Annotated in this window: 14 protein-coding genes; 11 read left to right on the forward strand and 3 right to left on the reverse strand. The window is 64.0% G+C overall.

Annotation, left to right across the window (positions count from 1 at the left end):
• Positions 1–48 precede the first annotated feature (48 nt).
• From MKI88_RS03240 to MKI88_RS03275, 8 genes are all read left to right on the forward strand, one after another.
• Entirely contained in the window at positions 49–1,164 is a 1,116-nt protein-coding gene (locus MKI88_RS03240) for an ABC transporter ATP-binding protein (RefSeq protein ID WP_241629520.1), read from the forward strand.
• 171 nt (positions 1,165–1,335) lie between these two features.
• Positions 1,336–2,343, forward strand: coding sequence for a LacI family DNA-binding transcriptional regulator (locus MKI88_RS03245; RefSeq protein WP_241629521.1), 1,008 nt, complete (start codon positions 1,336–1,338; stop codon positions 2,341–2,343).
• Between the two features lie 40 nt (positions 2,344–2,383).
• Positions 2,384–3,643 carry a sugar ABC transporter substrate-binding protein gene (locus MKI88_RS03250; RefSeq protein WP_241629522.1) on the forward strand — a complete coding sequence of 420 codons (1,260 nt, stop codon included), beginning with the start codon at positions 2,384–2,386 and terminating at the stop codon, positions 3,641–3,643.
• Entirely contained in the window at positions 3,640–4,521 is an 882-nt protein-coding gene (locus tag MKI88_RS03255) for a carbohydrate ABC transporter permease (protein WP_241629523.1), read from the forward strand. Before MKI88_RS03250 ends, MKI88_RS03255 begins: the two co-directional genes overlap by 4 nt.
• Positions 4,518–5,354: a carbohydrate ABC transporter permease gene (locus tag MKI88_RS03260; RefSeq protein WP_241629524.1), complete on the forward strand. Its 837-nt coding sequence runs from the start codon at positions 4,518–4,520 to the stop codon at positions 5,352–5,354. The genes MKI88_RS03255 and MKI88_RS03260 overlap by 4 nt, the downstream gene beginning before the upstream one ends.
• Positions 5,351–6,082 carry an alpha/beta hydrolase-fold protein gene (locus MKI88_RS03265; RefSeq protein WP_241629525.1) on the forward strand — a complete coding sequence of 244 codons (732 nt, stop codon included), beginning with the start codon at positions 5,351–5,353 and terminating at the stop codon, positions 6,080–6,082. Before MKI88_RS03260 ends, MKI88_RS03265 begins: the two co-directional genes overlap by 4 nt.
• Positions 6,079–7,431, forward strand: coding sequence for a GH1 family beta-glucosidase (locus MKI88_RS03270; RefSeq protein ID WP_241629526.1), 1,353 nt, complete (start codon positions 6,079–6,081; stop codon positions 7,429–7,431). The genes MKI88_RS03265 and MKI88_RS03270 overlap by 4 nt, the downstream gene beginning before the upstream one ends.
• 5 nt (positions 7,432–7,436) lie before the next feature.
• Complete coding sequence (locus tag MKI88_RS03275; protein ID WP_241629527.1) at positions 7,437–10,085, forward strand: glycoside hydrolase family 2 TIM barrel-domain containing protein; 2,649 nt, start codon at positions 7,437–7,439, stop codon at positions 10,083–10,085.
• Between the two features lie 58 nt (positions 10,086–10,143).
• Here the strand turns inward: MKI88_RS03275 and MKI88_RS03280 are convergent, their stop codons facing one another.
• The 3 genes from MKI88_RS03280 to MKI88_RS03290 all read right to left on the reverse strand — a co-directional run bounded on the left by MKI88_RS03280 (position 10,144) and on the right by MKI88_RS03290 (position 15,890).
• Positions 10,144–11,313, reverse strand: a complete 1,170-nt coding sequence (locus tag MKI88_RS03280) for an SGNH/GDSL hydrolase family protein (RefSeq protein ID WP_241629528.1) — start codon at positions 11,311–11,313, stop codon at positions 10,144–10,146.
• A gap of 4 nt (positions 11,314–11,317) precedes the next feature.
• Positions 11,318–12,826, reverse strand: a complete 1,509-nt coding sequence (locus MKI88_RS03285) for a glucoamylase family protein (RefSeq protein ID WP_241629529.1) — start codon at positions 12,824–12,826, stop codon at positions 11,318–11,320.
• Positions 12,827–12,893: 67 nt separating this feature from the next.
• Positions 12,894–15,890, reverse strand: coding sequence for a TonB-dependent receptor domain-containing protein (locus tag MKI88_RS03290; RefSeq protein ID WP_241629530.1), 2,997 nt, complete (start codon positions 15,888–15,890; stop codon positions 12,894–12,896).
• A gap of 244 nt (positions 15,891–16,134) precedes the next feature.
• Between MKI88_RS03290 and bglX the strand changes: the two genes are divergently transcribed.
• Genes bglX through MKI88_RS03305 form a run of 3 tightly spaced genes read left to right on the forward strand, consistent with a single transcriptional unit; the run spans position 16,135 to position 22,186 of the window.
• The gene (bglX, locus tag MKI88_RS03295) at positions 16,135–18,471 is read left to right on the forward strand and encodes a beta-glucosidase BglX (protein WP_241629531.1); all 2,337 of its coding nucleotides are present in this window, start codon (positions 16,135–16,137) and stop codon (positions 18,469–18,471) included.
• A 17-nt stretch (positions 18,472–18,488) separates the two neighbouring features.
• Entirely contained in the window at positions 18,489–20,099 is a 1,611-nt protein-coding gene (locus MKI88_RS03300) for a sulfatase (RefSeq protein WP_241629532.1), read from the forward strand.
• A 38-nt stretch (positions 20,100–20,137) separates the two neighbouring features.
• Complete coding sequence (locus MKI88_RS03305; protein ID WP_241629533.1) at positions 20,138–22,186, forward strand: glycoside hydrolase family 97 protein; 2,049 nt, start codon at positions 20,138–20,140, stop codon at positions 22,184–22,186.
• The last annotated feature ends 1 nt before the right edge of the window (position 22,187 follow it).

Raw genomic sequence — 22,187 nt, forward strand, 5'->3', positions numbered from 1 at the left:
CGGCGTACAACTCTGCGAACAAACCAGAAAAGTGGATGAGAGGATATCATGGCCGATGTGACACTGGCCGGTGCGCGCAAGTCCTTCGGCGCAGTCACGGTTCTGGAAGGAATCGATCTGGAAATCGCTGACGGCGAATTCGTCGTGTTCGTTGGGCCGTCGGGTTGCGGCAAATCGACATTGCTGCGCGTGATCGCGGGTCTTGAGGATCTAGACCATGGCGAGCTCAGCATTGGCGGGCGCCTCGTGACAGATCTGCCGGCCGCCGAGCGCGGCATCGCAATGGTCTTTCAGTCCTATGCGCTCTATCCGCACATGACGATATACGACAATCTTGCCTTTTCGCTGAAGCTCGCCAAGGCGCCGAAGGCTGAGATCGACAAGGCTGTGCGCGCCGCCGCGAAAACGCTCGGCATCGATCATTTGCTCGACCGCAAGCCCGCCGCGCTGTCCGGAGGCCAGCGGCAGCGCGTTGCGATCGGCCGCGCGATCGTGCGCAAGCCGCGGGTTTTCCTGTTCGACGAGCCGCTGTCCAATCTCGACGCCGCGCTCCGCATGAAGATGCGCTACGAATTCGCGGCGCTCCACCGCCAGCTCGCTACGACCATGATCTACGTCACGCACGACCAGGCCGAGGCCATGACGCTGGCGGACCGGATCGTCGTGCTTTCGGGCGGCAGGATAGAGCAGACGGGACGCCCGCTGGCGCTTTACGAAAACCCGGTCAATCTGTTCGTCGCCGGATTCATCGGCTCGCCGCGGATGAATTTCCTCCCCGGACAAGTCATCGAGGCAGGGCCGCACGGGGTGATGATCGAACTGCGTTCGGGCGACCGGTTGCGCGCGGCAGTCGATGGCAGCGCCGCAAGCGCGGGCGACGCGGTCACGCTTGGCGTCCGGCCCGAACATATCCGTAGCGGTGGCGCCGAAAATTCGCTGACCGCCCGGGTTCGCTTCGTCGAGGCGCTCGGCAGCTCGACTTATGCCCATCTCGACCACCCGGCGCTCGACGATCCGATCAACTGGCAAATCGCCAGCGGTGCGGCGCCCGCTGTCGATGCGGAGGTACAGGTAACCCTGCCGCCGGCGGAGCTGCATCTGTTCGACGCGCTGGGTAGCGCGTTCCGGCGACTGCAGCCATTGGCGCAACGGCACGCGGCATGAACGGGATCGCCGCGCGTCGTCGTTTCGGCAAGGCGCGTAAAGGGACTTGGCAATGGTCGATGTAACCGGTTACAGTTTTTGATTGGACGGACCGGCGCGAACAGCGTCAGTTCCACCTTTTGGCGCGGCGCCAGAGCCATCGTGCGCCGAAATTCAACTGAAGGGGGTCAGATGGCAACGCCGACGATCAGGGATGTGGCTCGCGAGGCGGCCGTATCGGTCGCGTCGGCGTCGCGCGCGCTCAACGGCCACAGCAATGTGACCGACAAGACGCGCAAGCGCGTGATCGAGGCTGCGGCCCGACTCTCCTACGTCCCGCACAGCGGCGCGCGCAGCCTGACGATGCGCCACACCGGCACGATCGGCGTCGTCCTGCCCGACCTCTTCGGCGAATTCTTCTCCGAGATCATCCGTGGCATCGACCGGGCTGCGCACCAGCGCGGTCTGCAGCTTCTGCTCGCCAATATGCACGGCAGTCCCGAAGAGACTGCGAGCGCGATCCGTGCGATGCGCGGCCGCGTCGACGGACTGCTGGTGATGTCACCCAATGTCGATTGCGATTTTCTCGCCGCCAACCTGCCTGGCGGGCTGCCGACAGTGATGTTGAACGGCCATATAGACGGGATCGGGCATGGCTCGCTGTCGATTGACAATTACGCCGCGGCGCAGGCCATGGTCGGCCATCTCGTTGATCGCGGCTATCGTCGGATCGCGCACATCGCTGGCCCCATTGGCAACTCCGACGCGGAAGAACGCCTGCGCGGCTTCCGCCACGCGATGACTGAACTGCTGGGCGATGCCAACCCGCTCGTCTTCCCCGGCGATTTCAGCGAGGACGCGGGACGCGAGGCAGGCCGCAGCATCGCCGCGGATCCCCAGGCCGTGGACGCGGTGTTCGCGGCGAACGATGTGATGGCGGTCGGCTGCATGTCCGCGCTCGAGGAAGCGGGCGTCGCGGTCCCTGCGCGGATTGCCGTCTCCGGCTTCGACGACATCCCGATCGCGCGCTACGTCACGCCCTCGCTCACCACGATGCGCGTGCGCATCGCCGAACTCGGAACACAGGCGTTTGAGACGCTCGCCGAGATCCTCGCCAATCCGCACGGCGCGGCGCGACCGCCGCTGACGCTGATGCCGGAACTGGTGGTGCGCCAATCCACCATGGCGGCCCCGGCGTGACGAGCGCCGATCCGGGCGCGTGAACAGCGATGGCGCATTGATGCGCCGGCGCGAGGCGCTTGGCGCGGTTCTGGCCGGACCATTGATGCTGGGCGCCTGCGCGGGGCGCGCGCCGAACGGCACGATCCGCTTCTGGGCGATGAGCAACGAGGCCGCGAGCGCGCCCATGCTGATGCCGGGTTTCGAGCGCGCCAATCCCGGCCTTCGTGTCGATATCCAGCCGCTGCCGTGGAGCGCGGCGCATGAGAAGCTGCTTACCGGCTTTGCGGGCAATTCGCTTCCCGATGTTGCGCAGATTGGCAACACCTGGCTTGCCGAACTCGTCGCGATCGGTGCGCTGGCGCCATTGCCCGCAAACGAGCAGGCGCTGTTCGCCGACAATTTCGATGCGGTGCTCGACACCAATCGCATTGGCGGCACGCCCTATGCCGTGCCCTGGTATGTCGACACACGGCTGCAATATTATCGCACAGACCTGTTCCAGCGCGCCGGATACGAGTCCCCTCCCACCGACTGGGCGGCGTGGAAAGCCGCACTGCGAGACGTGAAACGCGCTGCGGGCGAAGGCAATTTCGCGATCCTGCTGCCGCTCAACGAGTTCGAGCAGCTGCTCACCCTTGGATTGCAACAGGACGAACCGCTGTTGCGCGACAAGGGCACCCGCGGCAATTTCTCCAGCCCCGGCTTCAAGGCCGCGCTGGGTTTCTACAAATCGCTGTTCGACGAAGGCCTGGCCCCTGTCGTCTCGTCCACGCAGATCGCGAATGTCTGGAACGAGTTCGCACGCGGCCTTTTCAGCGTCTACATCTCAGGGCCCTGGACGATCGGAGACCTCAAGACGCGGCTGCCCGCCTCCTTCCGTACCCGATGGGCCACCGCAGCCATGCCGGGGCCGCATGGGCCGGGCGCGTCGGCGCCGGGCGGGTCGAGCCTTGTCGTGTTCGCGCATGCGCGCGAGCCCGACGCCGCGTGGCGGCTTGTGCGGCACCTGTCGCAGCCGACGGTACAGGCCGAATTCAACCGGCTCACGGGCGACCTGCCCGCACGGCGCAGCGCCTGGGCGCTGGCGGGTCTGACGCGCGATCCGCTGACCGCACCCTTTGGTGCCCAGCTCGAACGCGCGCGCGCAGTGCCCAAAGTGCCCGAATGGGAGCGCATCGTCACCGAGATGCAGGTCGTGGCCGAACGCATGGTGCGTGGCGACTTTTCGGTGGACGAAGCCGCCGCAGAAATCGACGCGCGCGCCGACCGGCTGCTCGAAAAGCGCCGCTGGTTGACGGACAAGGGGCGTGCGCTGTGAGCGCGCAGAACCGTGCCGGATGGGGCTTCACCGCGCCCGCGCTGACGGCGATCGGCCTGTTTTTTGCGTTGCCCGCGATCGCATCGCTGTTTCTCAGTTTCACCGATTTCGACATCTACGCGCTCGCGGATCTTTCGAACCTGCGCTTCATCGGCTTCGACAATTACGCGCGGCTGATCAGCAACCCGCTCTTCTGGCGCGCCATGGGCAACACCGCCTGGTTCGTCATCTTCGGCGTGCCGCTGACCGTCGGGCTGTCGCTGGCTGCGGCGATCCTGCTCGACGCAAGGACGCTCCGGTGGAAGCCCGTCTGGCGCGTCGCACTGTTCGCGCCCTATGTGACGACGCTCGTCGCGACGGCCGTGGTGTGGCGCTATCTGCTCCACACGCGTTATGGCCTCGTCAATTACGCACTCGGCGCATTGGGCATCCCGCCCGTCGACTGGCTGGGCGATCCGCAGGCGTCCTTGCCCGCGATCCTCATCTTCGTCGCGTGGAAGACCTTCGGTTACAGCATGGTCATCTTTCTCGCAGCGCTGCAGATGGTGCCGCAGGAACTCCACGAAGCCGCGCGGATCGATGGCGCGGGCGCATGGATGCGCTTCCGTCACGTCACGCTTCCCGCAATCGCGCCGACCATGCTCCTCGTCAGCATCCTTTCGGTGGCAAGTTTCTTCCAGCTCTTCGCCGAACCCTATGTGATGACGCAGGGCGGCCCCGCGCAGAGCACGGTGACCGTGCTCTATTTCATGTTCGAGGAGGGCTTCAAATGGTGGAACCTCGGCTCGGGCGCAGCCGTGGCGTTCATCCTCTTCATCTGCATCTTCGCAGTGACGCTCCTCCAGCTCTGGATCGCACGAAGGGTCGACCGGGCATGAAAAGCGCGCGCGCCAGGATCAGGATCGGTTCGCTGCTGCTCAACGCCGGGGTGGCGCTGTTCGCGCTCATGACGCTGACGCCGCTGCTGTGGATGGTCGCGGTCTCGTTCATGTCGCCCGGCGAGGCGGCAGCCTTCCCGCCCCCCATCATTCCCGCCGATCCCACGATCGAGAATTATCGCACCCTGTTCCAGACTTATGGCGTCGGGCGCTATCTGGCCAACAGCGCCTTTCTCGCGAGTACCGCGACCCTGCTCGCGCTGCTCTTTAGCGTGCCTGCGGGCTACGCCTTCGCCAAGCTGCGCTTCAAGGGGCGCGACCGCATGTTCCAGCTGCTCGTCGGCGCGCTCGTCATCCCCGGCCAGATCGGCATGTTGCCACTGTTCCTCGAACTCAAGGCGATCGGGATCGTCAACAGCTATGCGGGCGCGCTCATTCCCTGGCTTGCGGGTATCTTCGGCATCTTCCTCGTGCGCCAGTTCTGCCTGTCGGTGCCCGACGAGATGATCGAGGCCGCGCGCGTCGACGGCGCGAGCGAAACGCAGATCTTTACGCGGATCGTGCTGCCGACGCTGCAGCCCATCCTCGTCACCCTCGCCCTTTTCGTCTTCCTCGGGAGCTGGAACGACTTCATGTGGCCGCTGATCGTCCTTTCGGACCAGAATCTCTACACGCTGCCCGTCGCGCTCGCCGCGCTGTCGCGCGAGCATGTCCAGGACAATGAGCTGATGATGGCGGGATCGGTCGTGACGACGCTGCCCGTGCTTGTGATCTTCCTTCTGCTTCAGCGCTATTATGTCCGCGGCCTCCTCGCGGGGAGCGTCAAGGGATGAGGTTGATCGCCTTCTTCCTCCTGCTCGTTTCGGGCAGCCTCGCGATGGCGCAGCCGCGCGAAGGCCAGTATCCGCAGAAAGCCGTTGCGAATGGCGGCTATCGCTTCCAGCTCTTCGTGCCCCAGGGTTATCAGGCCGATCGCGACAAGAGCTGGCCGCTCATCATCTTCCTCCACGGTTCGGGTGAGCGCGGCGACGATATCGGGAAGGTCAAGGTCCATGGCCCGCCAAAGGTTGTGGAGTCGCGCCCCGATTTTCCCTTCATCACCGTCTCGCCGCTGCTTCCCGCCGAAGAGGATTGGGACATCAGCAAGCTCGACGCGATCCTCGATCACGTGACGCGGACGCTGCGTGTCGATCGCACGCGGATCTACCTGACAGGGCTCAGTAGGGGCGGCCATGCGAGCTGGCGCTGGGCGGCGGCCGAGCCCGGGCGCTTCGCCGCGGTCGCGCCGGTCAGCGGGCGCGGCGATCCTTCGACCGCATGCAAGCTGAAGGCAACGCCCGTCTGGGCCTTTCACGGCGATCGCGACGACATCGTCACCCCTTTTGGCAGCTTCGCGATCGTCGAGGCGCTCCGTTCGTGTGGCGGCAAGCCGCGCCCCTCCATCTACCCCGACACCGGCCATGATGCCTGGACGGCAACCTATGCCGACCCCGCGCTCTATGCGTGGTTCCTCCAGCACAGCCGATCCACACCACCCTCAGAAAAACAGGACAAAAAATGAGCCGTAGCATCGCGTTTCCCGACGACTTTCTCTGGGGCTGTGCGACCGCAGCCTATCAGATCGAGGGCTCGCCGCTCGCCGACGGGGCGGGACCGAGCATCTGGCAGCGTTTCTGCCACGATCCCCGCTTGATGGCGGCGAAGGGCGACACCGGTGACATCGCGTGCGATCATTATAACCGCATGGAATCCGACGTTGGGCTGATGAAGCAGCTGGGGCTTCAGGCCTATCGCTTCAGCGTCGGCTGGGGACGTGTGCTTCCCGAAGGCACGGGCCGCGTCAACGAGGCGGGTCTGGGCTTTTACGAGCGGTTGGTCGACACGCTGCTCGACAACGGGATCGAGCCGATGCTGACGCTGTTCCACTGGGACATGCCCGCCGCGCTCGACGATCGCGGCGGCTGGCTGAACCGCGACAGTGCGGAATGGTTCGCCGACTATGCGCGCGTGATGTTCGAGCGGCTCGACGGGCGCGTCAAGAAATGGGTGACGCTCAACGAACCCTGGGTGGTGAGCGACGGCGGCTATCTCCACGGCGTGCTCGCCCCCGGCCATCGCAACATGTTCGAGGCGCCTATCGCAAGCCACAACATGATGCGCGCGCATGGTGCGGCGGTGAAGGCCTATCGCGAGATCGGCGCGCACGAAATCGGCCTCGTCGTCAATATCGAGCCCAAATATCCCGCCACCGAAAGCGCGGCGGACAAGGCGGCGACCGCGCGCGCCGACGCCTATATGAACCGGCAGTATCTCGACCCAGCGATACACGGCTCCTACCCGGCGGAATTGAAGGACGTCTTTGGCGAGGCGTGGCCGCAATGGCCCGAAGAGGACATGGCGCTGATCCGCCAGAAGCTCGATTTCGTCGGGATCAACTATTACACGCGCAACGTCGTCACCGCCGATGAGAGCTGGCCGCTGAGGGCCGGGCCGGTGAAACAGACGCAGGCGACCTATACCGAGACCGGCTGGGAAGTGTTCCCGCAGGGGCTCACCGACACGCTTGTCTGGTTCAGGCAGCGTTATGGCGACATCCCGCTTTACGTGACCGAGAACGGCGCCGCCTTTTATGACTCGCCCGTGGCCGAGAATGGCGAGGTGGAGGATCCCCAGCGCATCGCCTATCTGAAGAAGCATATCGCGGCGCTGAGCGATGCGATTGCCAAAGGCGTCGACCTGCGCGGCTATATGCTCTGGTCGCTCTTCGACAATCTCGAATGGTCGCTCGGCTATGCCAAGCGCTTCGGCATCATCCACGTCAATTTCGAGACGCTTGAACGTACTCCCAAGAAGAGCGCGGTGCTCTACGCCGACGTGATCGCCTCCAACGGCGCGGTGCTGGCAGGATAGCCGCAATGATCGCAAGACCATTGCTCGTGCTCCTGTGCGGAGCCGCCCTCCCGCTCGCGTTCGCCGTACCCCCCGCACGGGCCGAACAACCTCAGCAGGCTGAGCGGGCCGGGCGCACATCTGCCTCGCTCGCACAAGGCTGGCGTTTCCATCTCGGCGACGTGCCGGATGCGCAGGCGGCAACCTTTGATGATCGCGGCTGGGACGCGGTCGCCCTGCCGCACAACTGGAACAGCCTTGGCGAATACCGCACCGAGCGATCGTCGGGGACGCGCAACACGCAGGGGGTGGGCTGGTATCGGCTGACGCTCGACGGCGCTGGGCTGGCGCGCGGCAAGCGCCGGTTCCTCCAGTTCGACGGCGTCGGCAATGTCGCCGACATCTGGGTGAACGGTGTTCATGTCGGGCGGCATGCCGGCGCCTTCTCGCGCTTCCGGCTCGATGTGACCGACGCGCTCAGGCCGGGCGCGGCCAATATGATCGCGATCAGGGCCGACAACAGCAAGCCCGCGCCGGGGAGCAGCACCGAGCATGTCATCCCGCTGCTCGGCGATTTCTTCATCCATGGGGGGATCTATCGCGGCGTTTCGCTGATCAGCGTCGCGCCGGAGCATTTCGACCTGCTCGACCATGGCGGGCCCGGGCTTTACGCACGCACCGCGAGCATCACCGGGGACAATGCCGCGATCGAGGTGCGCGCGCGCCTGCGCAATGCGCGTGATAAGACACGACGCCTCACACTCGCCACGCAGATCCGCGATGCCGGCGGGGCAGTCGTGGCCGAAGACAGGCGTGTCGTCCGGCTGGCGGGCAATGCCGCCCAGGAATTCGACCAGGCGCTTCGCGTCGCGAACCCGCGGCTGTGGAACGGCCGCGCCGACCCGTATCTCTATTCTGTCACCGCCGAGCTGCGCGACGGCGCGCGCGTGCTCGATCGCGTCACCCAGCCGCTCGGCATCCGCAGCTTCCGCATCGATCCCGAACAGGGCTTCTTCCTCAATAGCAAGCACCTGCCGCTCCATGGCGTGTCGCGGCATCAGGACTGGCTGAACAAGGGCTGGGCACTGACCCGCGAGGATCATGAGCGCGACATGGCGCTGATCGCCGAGATGGGCGCGAACACCGTCCGCTTCGCGCACTACCAGCATGCGCCCGAATGGTTCGAGCTTGCCGACAGGGCGGGGATGATCGTCTGGGCCGAGTTGCCCTTCGTCAACAAGGTCGGCTTCACCGATGCGCCAGCCGCACCCGAGCTGGTTGCCAATGCGCGCGAGCAGCTCAGGGAACTGATCCGGCAGAACTACAACCATCCCTCGGTGGTGACCTGGGGGATCGGCAACGAGGTCGATATCGACATGGCCTTTGGCCGCCTTGGCCCCAAGGCCGATGCGCGGCCGCTGCTGAAGGAGCTCCATGCGCTGTCGAAGGCGGAGGATCCCGATCGTCCCACGGTGATCGCGGATTGCTGCGAGGATACGCCCGCGGACAAGCCGGACTATCTGCCGGTACTCTCGGGCAGCGCCGACCTGATGGGCTATAACCGCTATTTCGGCTGGTATTATGGCCAGCCGCGCGATTTCGGTCCACACATGGACGCGCTCCACGCCAAGCATCCCTCGATCCCGCTTTCGGTCAGCGAATATGGCGCGGGCGGGGCGCTGTCGCAGCACAGCGACAATCCGCAAGGGGGACCGATCAATACCTCGGGCCGTCCGCATCCCGAGGAGTTCCAGAGCTGGTGGCACGAGCAGAGCTGGCCGCAGCTCGCGCAGCGCCGCTATCTCTGGGCCAACTGGATCTGGAACATGTTCGATTTCTCGTCGAACATCCGGCAGGAGGGCGACGCCACCGACATCAACGACAAGGGGCTCGTCTCCTTCGACCGCACCGTGAAGAAGGACGCCTTCTATTATTACAAGGCGCAGTGGTCCACCGAGCCTGTCGTCCACATCACCGGCCGCCGCTATGTCGACCGCGCCTACCCCGTCACCGATCTGCGCATCTACAGCAACGCGGCGCAGGTCCGCGTAGCGCTCAACGGGCGCGATCTGGGCGCGGTGCCCTGTCCTGAGCGTGTCTGCGTGATGAAGGACGTCGCGCTTGATACGGGTGCGAACCGGCTGACCGCTACGGCCGATTTCGATGGAAAGGCGGTGGCCGACGCCGTCGACTGGAACGCGCCCGATGCCGCGGGAGGCGTCGAAATCAACGTCGGCGATCTTGCCGGTTTCGTCACGCCCGATGGTCGTCGCACCGGATCGGACAACTGGTTCGACGGCGGCACGCCGCGCCGGCTCGGCAAGGCACAGACCGAAAAGGTGACGGGTGCCGACGCCCGGCTGTTGTCGGGCTATCGCGAAGGCCGCTTCGGCTACTCCATCCCGCTCCCCGACGGCCGCTGGAACGTCACGCTGCTGATGATGGAGCCGCAGGAGAAGCCCACGACGGCCCGCGTTTTCGACGTCACCGCCAATGGCAGGACGGTGCTCCGGGCTTTCGACCCGGTAAAGGCCGCAGGCGGTGCGCTCAGGGCGAGCGCGCAGAGCTTCGATGTGGTTGTGAAGGGCGGTCGGCTCGACCTGCGCTTCGTTCCGCAGCGCGGCGATGCTGTGCTGTCGGCGATCACGATCCGTCCGGCCGAAGTCGCCAGATAACATAAGGGCGCCGCTCCCATCGACAGGAGCGGCGCCCTCAATGCTTGCAAGCGTTGCCCTAGCGGAACAGCGACAGCGGGATCGCTTCACCCATCGCTCGCTGACCCTTGTCATTGGGGTGGAGATTGTCGCCCACCTGCAGATCGGCGCGGAGGCGACGCGGATTGGCAGGGTCAGCCATCACCTTTTCCATATCGACCACCGCATCGACCATGCCCGGCGTACGGATCCAGGCATTGAGCTTCTCGCGCATCGCGTCGCGCCCGGGGCGGTAATAGCCAGCGCCCTCAAAGGGCATCACGGTCATGCCAATCACCTTGATGCCGTGCGCATGCGCGCGCAGCACAAGCTGGCGATAGCCTTCGATCAGTTCCTCGGCCGTGATACGCGTATCGCCCGAGGTGCCGATGTCGTTGATACCTTCCAGCAATACGACATGGCTGACATTGGGGATCGACAGCACGTCGCGATCGAAACGCGCAAGGGCGTTGGGCCCCGCGACCGGCGTGATGATTTTGTTGCCGCCGATGCCCTGATTGACGACGACATGCGGCTTGCCCGCCGCTGCAAGGCGACGCGCGAGCACCTCGCTCCAGCGACAGGGTTCGGGTGCCGTGTTCGAACAGCTCGTGGCATCGGTGATCGAGTCACCGAAAGCGACGACCACCGGCCTCTGCCGCGTGCCGAGCACATCGATACCCGCAACCAGCGGCCGCAACTCGTTGGTCCCGGCCTCGGCCCAGCCCTCTCCCGAGGTGAAGTCGCCGCGCGCCGAGATATGGAGCATGTTGGCGCGGTCGACATGGACGCCGACCAGCGTGGTCGGTTCGGGGAGGTGGACCGCGATCTCGACCAGCTCGAAGGGCTTTACCGCCAGCGTGACCGGATCGCTGACCACCGGCGCACCAATCGCGATCCGCGTCGATGACTGGCCCGAAAAGGTGACGGGCACCACGCGCCCGCTGGCCGATTTCGCGGTGACCCTGCCGATGCGGACGGGCATCCGGCCGAAATCATTGCCGAGCCACAGCCGAATGGCCGAACCGCCGCCATTGACGCGGATCTGGAAACGGAGCGTCTGGTTGTCGACCTCGATGACCTGACGCTCGTTCCCTTGCCAGAGGCTCGACGTCCAGGCGCGGGTCCAACCCTGCCCGGCCGCATAGACGGATGGCGCGGTCGCCAGCAGGATCGCGCCGGCAATCGCGCCAAATCGCCTGTTGGTCATGGCGCTATTGGCCCTTGTCCAGCCAGCCGCCCTTGAAGCCAAGCCGCTCGAGCCCGTTGCGGATATGCGGGTTCTTTCGCATCGTCTTCCAGATCAGGTCGCTGCGATAATTCTCCATCATCGCGAGGATCGGCCCCTGATCAATGCCGATATAGTCGCGCGCGACCCAGCCCTGCTTCGCGTCGACACTGCCCGTCGTCACCGGATCGCCGGTGAAGGTGAAGCTGGGGTTGAACGCGTCCTTGAAGCCATATTCGGTATAGAGCCGATCACCGTACTGCTGCTTCATCGCCATCAGCGCCGGGATCGTGACCTCAGGCGCGAAGGGCACCGAGCCACCGGGCGCGGTGGGAACGACCGTACCGTCGTCGCGCACGATATGCGGGCTCACGCCACGCGCGGCATAGGTGAAGAAGCTGCGCGGGGTGCCGTTGACGCTGTGGACGTCCTTCGAGCCCTTGGGTCCGTCCGATGCGGTCCAGCCCCAGATGTCGCCGCTATAGCCGACCCATTTGGCGGGATTGTCGATGCCATAGGCGCGCTGCGACAGCGTGGCGCGGCGGCTGTTCTCGAAATAATCGATGCCCTTCTTCGCCATGAAATCGTCCTGGATGCCGCGGAAATCGACCCAGACATGCGAATATTGGTGGCCGAACATCGGTTCGAAGGTCAGGTGCTCCTGCCCGTAATAGGTGCCCCAGTCCTTTTCGAGATCGGCGGCCCAGCCCTTTTCCCAGGCATCGGTGCCGATCGGATGTGTCGGCGAACCTGCTGCCAGGATATAGACGAGCATGCCCTCGTTATAGCCGACCCAGTCGTGAGTCTCCCAGCCGCGCTCGGGGCGCCAGCCCATGGTGATCGCGTGCGAGTCCTTGAGGTTCTTCGCCTCGGTCCCGGTGTTGTTGCGCTGCGCCCAGGTCCAGTCGACGCGGGCGTAGATTGCCTCGGCAAGATCGCGGATCTGGCGCTCGGTCGCGGTGTCGCGATCGAAATAGGACTGCGCGAACAGCGCACCGCCAAGGAACAGCGTGGTGTCGACGGTGGAGAGCTCGGTCGTCTTGTGTCGAAGCCCCTTCTCCATATCGAGGAAGTGATAGAAAAAGCCCTTGTGTCCCGCGACACCCGCGGCCTCGGGCCCCTGCGGAAGGTCGTGGAAGAAGCGCAGGCAGGCGAGCGTGCGGTCGGCAGCCTGCTCGCGCGTCACATAGCCGCGCTCGGCGCCAACGCCATAGGCTGTGATCGCAAAACCCACCGCGGCGATGCTTGCGAAGGGCTTGGAGGGCCAGCGATCAGGCGCGAGGCAGGTCGCCGGATCGGTGGTGTCCCAGAAATATTTGAAGGTGCGCTGCGACAGTTCCTCGGCAAAGGCCGATTGCTGCGGCGACATGGTAAAGGCGGCCCGAGCGTTCTCTTTGACGGCGGGCGCCGTCCCAGCGGTCGACACCGTCTGGCATGCGGAGAGGACAGTGGTGGCAAGCAGCAGCGCCGCTGCGCCCTTGGAGAAGAGTCGCATCGTCATATCCTGATAGGTACGCAAACAGATGCCGCCGCGCGACCCGAGTCGCGCGGCGGTAGGTACATTAGAAGCTGAACCCAGCGGTCAGCTTGATCGTCCGCGGCAGGTTGCCGCCAGTGCCGTAATCCGTGCGTTCGCCGAAGATCGTCGGCGAGGCTGCGGTCCGGGTATTGTCAGCGGCATTTTCGTTGAAGTTGACGTAGTTGCGGTCGTTGAACAGGTTGATGATGTCAACGCGCAGCTTGACCCGCGATTCATCCGACAGGAACGTCGTCGGAATATATTTCGTGAATGCAACGTCGATCTGGCGGATGCCATTCTCGGCTTCGATGGCCTTGATGAGACGCTGGAACGGCGCGCTCGTCTCGTTGATGAAGCCCTGCACATAGGGAGCGGACGCGAGCGTCAGCTTGCCCGAAAAGATGAAGCCCCAGGGAAGATCGGCGCTGCCCGCCATGACGAAGCGGTGCTTGCGCACGCCCGACGAACGGATGACGGGATAATCGTCGATCGACGGATAATCGAGCGAGAAGACCTCGTTGAACTTCCGGTTCGCTTCGGCTTCGGTGTAGGTATAGGTGGCGTCAAGGCTCCAGGGCGAAACCGGCGTATAGGTCTTGGTGAACTTGAAATACGCCGAATCCGCGCTGGTTTCGATCCCGTTGGTGCCGATGATGATCGAGCCGAAGCCCGGAGGCGCAAAGCCGAAGGGCGAGCTCGGGGTGGCGTTGGGCGGGAAGAACGAACCGTCCGGACGGCGGTTGCCGAGCAGATAGACGAAGCCGTCCTTGCTCTCGACATGGCTGATGCCGACCTCCGCTTCCATAAGGTCCGCAAAACGTCCGCGGAAGCCGAGGCTGAACTGATCCGAATACGGCATTTTCAGATCGTTGTTGATGAAGCGCAGCTCGCGACCACCGCCATTGCTGCTGACGCGCGCCAGCAGCTGCTGGCGGCCAGCTTCGGTCAGATAGACCGGATCCCACGCCAGACAGGTCGGCCCCGCGGCGCAGCCGTGGAGCGGATCGAGCGCACCCGGCACGAAGAACTGGAAAGTCCGCGTCGTGAACGCGCCCTGGCTGATTTCCTGCTGGAGGAAGTCGAACTGGGTGCGGTCATAGGAACGGCCGGCGCCACCAAAGATCGTGAAGCGGCCATCCTCGTCCAGCTTGTAGCTGAAGCCAAGGCGGGGCTGCCATGCGCCCTTGAACGCCTTGCGCTCCTTGCCCGTCGAGATGAAGTCGCGGATGTCGTAGTCGGCGTTGTTCAGATTGGGATAGTTCGCGGGCGACACCGCGTTCACCGCATCCGGGGGGGTGACATAGTCGAGGAAGGACGGCGTCTCCTCATAGTCCCAGCGAATGCCGACGTTGAGCGTCAGCCGGTCGGTCACGTCCCAGTCATCCTGTGCGTAGATGCCGAACTGGAAATTGTCCGATTTCACCACGGGATTGCCGGGACCGCTCTGCGCACCGAACTGGACGCGCCAGGGAATGGTGTCGTTGAAGCCGCTGGTGCCGTAATCGGCGTTATAGGTGTAGATCGGGTTGGTGTTGTTGAGCTGTAGCGAGCTGAGTTTCACCCATTTCGCCTTCACACCGATCTTGAGGGCGTGGTCGTCGACGCCGGTATAGGTGAAGTCGTTCTGGATGCCCCAGCCCTTCTGACCCTTGTTCTGATAGTTGGCGCTGCCACCGATCTGGAGCAGCGTGTTCTGCGCCGCATTGCCCTGGAACAGAGAGCCATTCTCGAACACGCGCGGGGTCGGCGCCCATTTCGCGTCCTCATAGGTCACCTTGAAATCGTTGACCCAGGTGTCCTCGGTGCGCTCGTAGCGCAGCAGGCCACGCAGTTCTTCGGTGTCGATCAGCGTCGCCGTCGACTCTGCCAGCTGACCGCTGTTGAGGTTCTCGCCGGTCTCGTCGCGATATTTGAGCGAGACCTCGATCAGATCCTTCTCGGAAGGAACGATATCGATCTTGCCGAAATAGAGATCTTCGTTGAAGTCGCGGTTGGTCGAACCGAAGTAGGACTGATACTGCGTCGGGAAGCTCGTAACGGTACGACCGCCGCCAGGCGTGATGTCGACCGGCTGCTGGATGCGCTTGCCTTCATAGGCAACGAAGAAGTGCGCCAAGTCCTTGATGATCGGGCCGCCCAGCGCGCCACCGAACTGCATGTCCTGCGTCTTCACCTTCGGAATGTTGCCGAAGATTTCGGTCGGCCGCTTCGCACGAAGGCTCTGGTCCGAATAATCGACGAAGACTTCGCCGTGGAACTCATTGGTGCCCGATTTGGTGACCGCGGTGATCGCCGCCGAGCTCACCTGGTCGAACTCGGCCTTGTAGTTCGAGCTGATAACGCGATACTCGCCGATCGCCATCTGCGGGAACGGGTTGCCCTGCGTCGAGTCCTGGCCGGTGATACCGTTCTTGAGGACATAGTCCTTCTGCCCGACGCCATCGATGAAGACGTTGACCGAGTTGCTGCCTTGCGCACCGCCCTGGAGGCGCGAATTGCCGCTGCCATCCGTGATGAACGCGACGCCCGGCGCGAGATCAGCGAAGGCGAGGAAGTTGCGGTTGGTCTGCGGCAACTGGTCGATCAGGCGCTCGGTGATGTTGGCGCCGATTTCGCCGGCCTGCATCGTCTGGATCTTGCCAGCGGTGACAACGATGGAGTCTTCTTCGCCGGCCACCTCTTCAGTTGCCGAGAAATCGAAGTTGAGCACTGCATTCTGGGCGACGAGCAGCGTGATCTCGTCGGTCGTGCGCGTGCCGCTCGCGGTCGTGATCTCGAGCTTGTAGCGGCCGGGACGCAGCGATGCGAAATTGTAGCTGCCGTCGGCGCGCACTTCCACAGTGCGGCGATAGCCGCTGTCGAGGTCGATCGCGACCACCTGCGAGGCGCCCGACTTCCCGTCCGCAGTGATCTTGCCGCGCAGCGACGCATTGCTTTCCTGAGCATGCGCAGGCACCGCGACGACGCTCGTCATGGCGGTGCCGATGAGCAGAGCGGCGGCGAATCGCACAATGCGTCGCTCGGCGCAAAAAGTGCGCATAATTCCTTGGGAAAACATGGTTTTCGACCTCCCCTTTTTTGTTGCCACACTCTGTGGAACCGGTTACATTTGCGCGCACAATCGTCCTGAGCCTCCCCTTTCGTCAAGATGCATTTTGGCAACAGGGGACAAAAAACGACGCGTCGCGGCGCCCCGAAAGCGCATGGGATTGCAAGGAATAAGGGCGCGCCGTGCGATCGGATGACGAAAAGAATTACGAACACGAAACGGTTTTGGAGGAAGCATGAAGGGGAAGAAGCAATACGCCCGCCAGTTGCTGGGCGTTTGCACGTTGGCGTTGCTGTGCGGGGCTGTTCCAGCCCACGGCCAGTCTCAGGATGCGCGCGCGAAACGCGCCGCCACTGCACAGAAATCGGATCCCGCGCCGACCGGACAGAACTGGAATGACCCAGCGGAGATGCACCGCTTCATCGACGCGCTGATGGCGAAGATGACGGTGAAGGAGAAGATCGGCCAGCTCACCCAGCTCACCAGCAGCTGGGAGTCGACGGGCCCGACGATGCGCGACAGCTACAAGCAGGACATCGCGGCGGGCAATGTCGGTTCGATCTTCAATGCCTTCACCGCGAAATATACGCGCGAACTGCAAAAGGTCGCAGTCGAGCAGACGCGGCTTAGGATCCCGCTGCTGTTCGGCTATGACGTGATCCACGGCCACCGCACAATCTTCCCGATCTCGCTCGGCGAGGCGGCTACGTGGGACATGGCGGCGGTGGAGAAGGGCGCGCGCATCTCGGCGGTCGAGGCCGCGGCCGAGGGTATCCACTGGACCTTCTCCCCCATGGTGGACATTGCGCGCGATCCGCGCTGGGGTCGCATCTCCGAGGGCTCGGGCGAGGACGTCTATCTGGGCAGCCAGATCGCGGCCGCGCGCGTCCATGGCTATCAGGGCAAGAAGATCGGCGATCTCGATTCGGTACTCGCCACCGCAAAGCATTTCGCGGCCTATGGTGCGGCGCAGGCTGGGCGTGACTATCACACCACCGACATGTCCGAGCGCGAGCTGCGCGACACCTATCTGCCGCCCTTCAAGGCCGCGCTCGATGCGGGCGCCGCGACCTTCATGACCTCGTTCAACGAACTGAATGGCGTGCCCGCCACGGGAAGCAAGTTCCTGCTCACCGACATCCTGCGCGGCGAATGGGGCTTCAAGGGCTTCGTCGTCACCGATTACACCGCTATCAACGAGATGGTGCCCCATGGCTATGCGCGCGACGAGGCGCAGGCGGGCGAGCAGGCGATGAACGCGGGCGTCGATATGGATATGCAGGGTGCGGTGTTCATGACGCACCTTGAAAAGTCGATCGCCGAAGGCCGTGTCAGCCAGGAGCGTGTCGATCAGGCGGTGCGCTCGATCCTCGAGATGAAGTATCGCCTCGGCCTGTTCCAGGACCCCTATCGCTATAGCGACGAGGCGCGCGAAAAGGCGACGATCTACAAGCCTGAGCATCTCGAGGCGGCGCGCGATGTTGCGCGCAAGTCGATGGTGCTGCTCAAGAACCAGGGCGATGTCCTGCCGCTTGCGGCCTCGGCGAAGTCGATCGCGGTCATCGGCCCGCTCGGCGACAGCAAGGAGGACATGATCGGCAGCTGGGCCGCGGCGGGCGACCGCAAGACCAGACCTGTGACGCTGCTCGAAGGGTTGCGCGCGCGTGCGGGCAAGGGCGTCAATGTCGGCTATGCGCGCGGCGCGGGCTATCGCTTCGACGAGGCGGGCAAGACCGACGGCTTTGCCGAGGCGCTGGCGCTGGCGCAGAAGTCCGATGTCATCATCGCCGCGATGGGCGAGCGCTGGGACATGACGGGTGAGGCCGCAAGCCGCACCGATCTCGACATGCCTGGCGCGCAGCAGGCGCTGCTTGAGGAACTGAAGAAGCTCGGCAAGCCGGTCGTGCTGGTGCTGATGAACGGCCGTCCGCTGACGATCGACTGGGCCGCCGAAAATGTCGATGCGATCCTCGAGGCCTGGTATCCCGGCACGATGGGCGGCCACGCGATCGCCGACATACTGTTCGGCGACTATAACCCGTCGGGCAAACTCCCCGTCACCTTCCCGCGGACCGTCGGACAGGTGCCGATCTTCTACAATATGAAGAATACGGGCCGGCCCTACACTGCGGACAAGCAGGGGCAGAAATATCTGTCGCGCTATCTCAACACGCCCAATTCGCCGCTCTATCCGTTCGGTTACGGCCTCAGCTACACCAGCTTCGGCTATTCGCCCGTCACGATCGACAAGAAGACGATCCGCCCGGGCGAGGCGTTGACTGCTTCGGTTACCGTCACCAACACGGGCAAGCGCGACGGCGAGGAGGTCGTCCAGCTCTATGTCCGCGATCTGGTCGGTTCGGTCACCCGCCCGGTGCGCGAGCTCAAGGGCTTCCTGAAGGTGAAGCTCAAGCGTGGCGAGAGCCGCAAGATCAGCTTCACGCTGAGCGACAAGGATCTCGCCTTCCACCGCGCCGACATGAGCTATGGTGCGGAGCCGGGCGATTTCAGCCTGTTCGTCGGCGGCTCGTCGGATGCGACCGCACAGGCCGATTTCACGCTGACCAAGTAAGACGGAGACGATCCGCGATGAAGCCGAGGCGTTTCACGACGGTTCTGATGACCTCGGCCTTTGTTGCGGGCGTGGCGCAAGATGCGGGAGCAAAGTCTCCCGCATCCGCTGCGTCGACCGTGCGTGACCGGCGGCCCAATATCGTCTTCATCATGACCGACGATCATGCGGTGCAGGCGCTCAGCGCCTATGGCCACCCCGTGTCGCGGCTTGCGCCCACGCCCAATATCGATCGTATCGCGAAGAACGGTGCGCGCTTCGACAACAGCTTCGTCACCAACTCGCTGTGCGGCCCCAGCCGCGCGGCCATGCTGACGGGCAAGTTCGGCCATGTGAACGGCTTCAACCAGAACGGCGAAACCTTCGACAACACCCAGCCGACCTGGCCGCTCGCGCTGAAGGAGGCGGGCTACCAGACCGCGCTGGTGGGCAAATGGCACCTCAACTACGCGCCCGTCGGACTCAAGTTTGATTACTGGAAGGTCCTCGACGACCAGGGCGAATATTATAATCCCGACTTCATCACCGAGGCGGGCAGGACCCGCGTCGAGGGCTATGCGACCGACCTGATCACGCAATATGGGCTCGACTGGCTGAAGACCGGGCGCGATCCCGACAAGCCCTTCATGCTGATGGTTCACCACAAGGCGCCGCACCGCAACTGGATGCCCGCGCCCCGGCACCTCACCAGATATCAGGACGTGAACTTCCCCGTCCCGGAGTCCTATTTCGACGATTACAAGGGACGCGCAGCCGCGGCGCGGCAGGAAATGAACATCTACCGGGACATGTATGAAGGGCATGACCTGAAGATGACCAAGGCCGGCTCGGCCGAGCTGCGCTACGACCCGTGGAAGGGCGCGTTCGGCCGCATGACGCCCGAACAGCGCGCCGAGTGGGACGCCGCCTATCGTGCCGCCAACGACCGCATCAATGCGGCCAGACTGAGCGATCGCGACCTCGCGCTGTGGAAATACCAGCGCTACATGCAGCAATATCTTGCGACTGTCGCCTCGGTCGACGACGGCGTCGGCCAGATCCTCGATTATCTCGAGCAGAGCGGGCTCAGCGACAACACGATCGTCATCTACACCTCGGACCAGGGTTTCTACCTCGGCGAACATGGCTGGTTCGACAAGCGTTTCATCTATGATGAATCGATGCGCACCCCGCTGCTCGTCCAGTATCCGGGGCATATCAAGCCGGGCACTAAGGTCGACGCGCTCGTCCAGAACATCGATTACGCGCCGACCTTGCTCCAATATGCGGGCGTCGAGGTGCCACAGGATATTCAGGGGCGGTCACTGAAATCGCTCGTCGAGGGCAGGCCCCCCGCCCACTGGCGCAAGAGCCTCTACTATCACTATTACGAATTCCCCGGCTTCCACGCGGTGCGCGCGCACTATGGCGTACGCGACGACCGCTACAAGCTCGTGCGCTTCTATGGCGATATCGACGCGTGGGAGTTCTACGACCTCAAGGCCGATCCGCAGGAGCTGCACAACCGCATCGACGATCCGGCATATCGCGCGCGGATCGGGACCATGAAACAGGAACTCGAGCGGCTGAGACAGCAATATCGCGACGATACGCCACGGAAGACGCCGGCATCGCAGCCGCAAGACTGAAACGATACTGAAACAAGAGAGTGAAAGGGTAAGGGAGGATGGCGTTCGACGCGCGGAGGCTGTGGATGGCGATAGTGGCGCTGCTGACATTGCCGTGGGTCACGCCCGCGGCCGCGCAGCAAAGCGTGAGCGTCGAGTCCCCCGACAAGATACTCAGCGTCACGCTCGTCATCGACGGCGGCATCGCGCATTATCGCGTCGATCGCAAAGGCGCGCCGGTCATCGCGCCATCGCGACTGGGCTTCATGCTCAAGGGGGGCGGCAAGCTCGAACGCGGCATGAAGATCATCGCGCACGCGACGCGCTCGCTCGACGAACGCTGGGAGCAACCCTGGGGCGAAAGCCGCTTCGTGCGCAACAATTTCACCGAGCTGCGCGCGACCCTTGGCGAGCAGATCAAGTCGAAGCGGCGCTTCGACATCGTCTTTCGCGTCTATGACGACGGTGTTGGCTTTCGATACGAGTTCCCCGACCAGCCCCAGCTCAAGGATGTCATCATCGAGGATGAGCTGACCGAGTTCACGGTCGCGCGGCCAGGCACCGCGTGGTGGATTCCTGCGGGCGAATGGAATCGCTACGAATATCTCTACAACCGCACCGCTATCGCCGAGGTGGGCACCGCACATACGCCGATCACGATGCGCACCGAGGACGGGCTACACCTCGCCTTTCACGAGGCGGCGCTCGTTGACTATTCCTCGATGTGGCTGCGGCATGTCGAGGGGCAGCGCTTCCGCGCGCAGCTCTCGCCTTCCTCGCAAGCCTGGAAAGTCCGCCGCACTACTCCTTTCCCGACCCCCTGGCGCACGATCCAGATCACCGACAGCGCAGCGGCGCTCTACCAGTCGTCCAATCTGATCCTCAACCTCAACGAGCCCAACAAGCTGGGCGATGTGAGCTGGTTCCGCCCACACAAATATGTCGGCATCTGGTGGGCGATGCACCTCGCGCAGGCGAGCTGGGAAAGCGGACCCAATCACGGCGCGACGACCGACAATGCGAAATGCCATATCGATTTTGCCGCGAAGTACGGCTTTCGCGGCGTGCTGATCGAGGGCTGGAATGTGGGCTGGAACGGCAACTGGATCGGTGACAGCGGCCGTAATTTCGATTTCGCCAAGGCCTATCCCGATTTCGACATCGAAGCTGTCGCGGCCTATGCACGCAAAAAGGGCGTGCGGATCGTCGGCCATCACGAAACCGCGGGCAATGCGGGACTTTACGAGGCGCAGCTCGATCGCGCGCTTGATCTGTACCACCGCCTTGGCATCGATTCGATCAAGACGGGCTATGTCGCCGACGCGGGCGGCGTGCTGCGCACCGATGAAGAGGGGCGCGAAATCTGGGAATGGCATGACGGCCAGTTCATGACGCGCCATCATCAAAAGGTGATCGAGGCCGCCGCCAGCCGCCATATCGCGATCAACACCCACGAGCCGGTGAAGGACACGGGGCTCCGGCGCACATACCCCAACTGGGTCAGCCGCGAGGGTGCGCGCGGAATGGAATATGCAGCTTGGGGCTCGCCCCCCAACCCGCCCGAGCACGAGGCCAATCTGGTCTTCACACGCATGCTCTCGGGTCCGATGGACTATACGCCGGGCGTATTGAGCCTGCAGGGCAAGGGCGACAACCGCGTCGCCTCGACAATCGCCAAGCAGCTCGCGCTCTACGTCGTCCTCTACAGCCCCATCCAGATGGCCGCCGACCTGCCCGAGAATTACGAGAAGCACATGGATGCCTTTCAATTCATCAGGGACGTTCCCGTCGACTGGGAGGAGACGCGCGTGCTCAACGGCGAGGTCGGCGATTTCGTCACCTTCGCGCGCAAGGATCGCAACAGCCGGGACTGGTATCTGGGCGCAGTTACCGACGAGACGGCCCGCGACATGCGCGTGCCGCTCGACTTTCTCGAAAAGGGCCGCCGCTACCGCGCGCAGATCTACCGCGACGGCGCGGGCGCGGACTGGAAGAATTCCCCCTTCGACCTCGCGATCGAAAGCCGGACCGTCTCGGCCACCGACACGCTCGATCTGCACCTTGCTGCGGGGGGCGGCGCGGCCATCCGCTTCACCCCCGTGAAGTAAT

It is taken from the genome of Sphingomonas sp. LaA6.9, assembly GCF_022601895.1.
Lineage (GTDB): Bacteria > Pseudomonadota > Alphaproteobacteria > Sphingomonadales > Sphingomonadaceae > Sphingobium_A.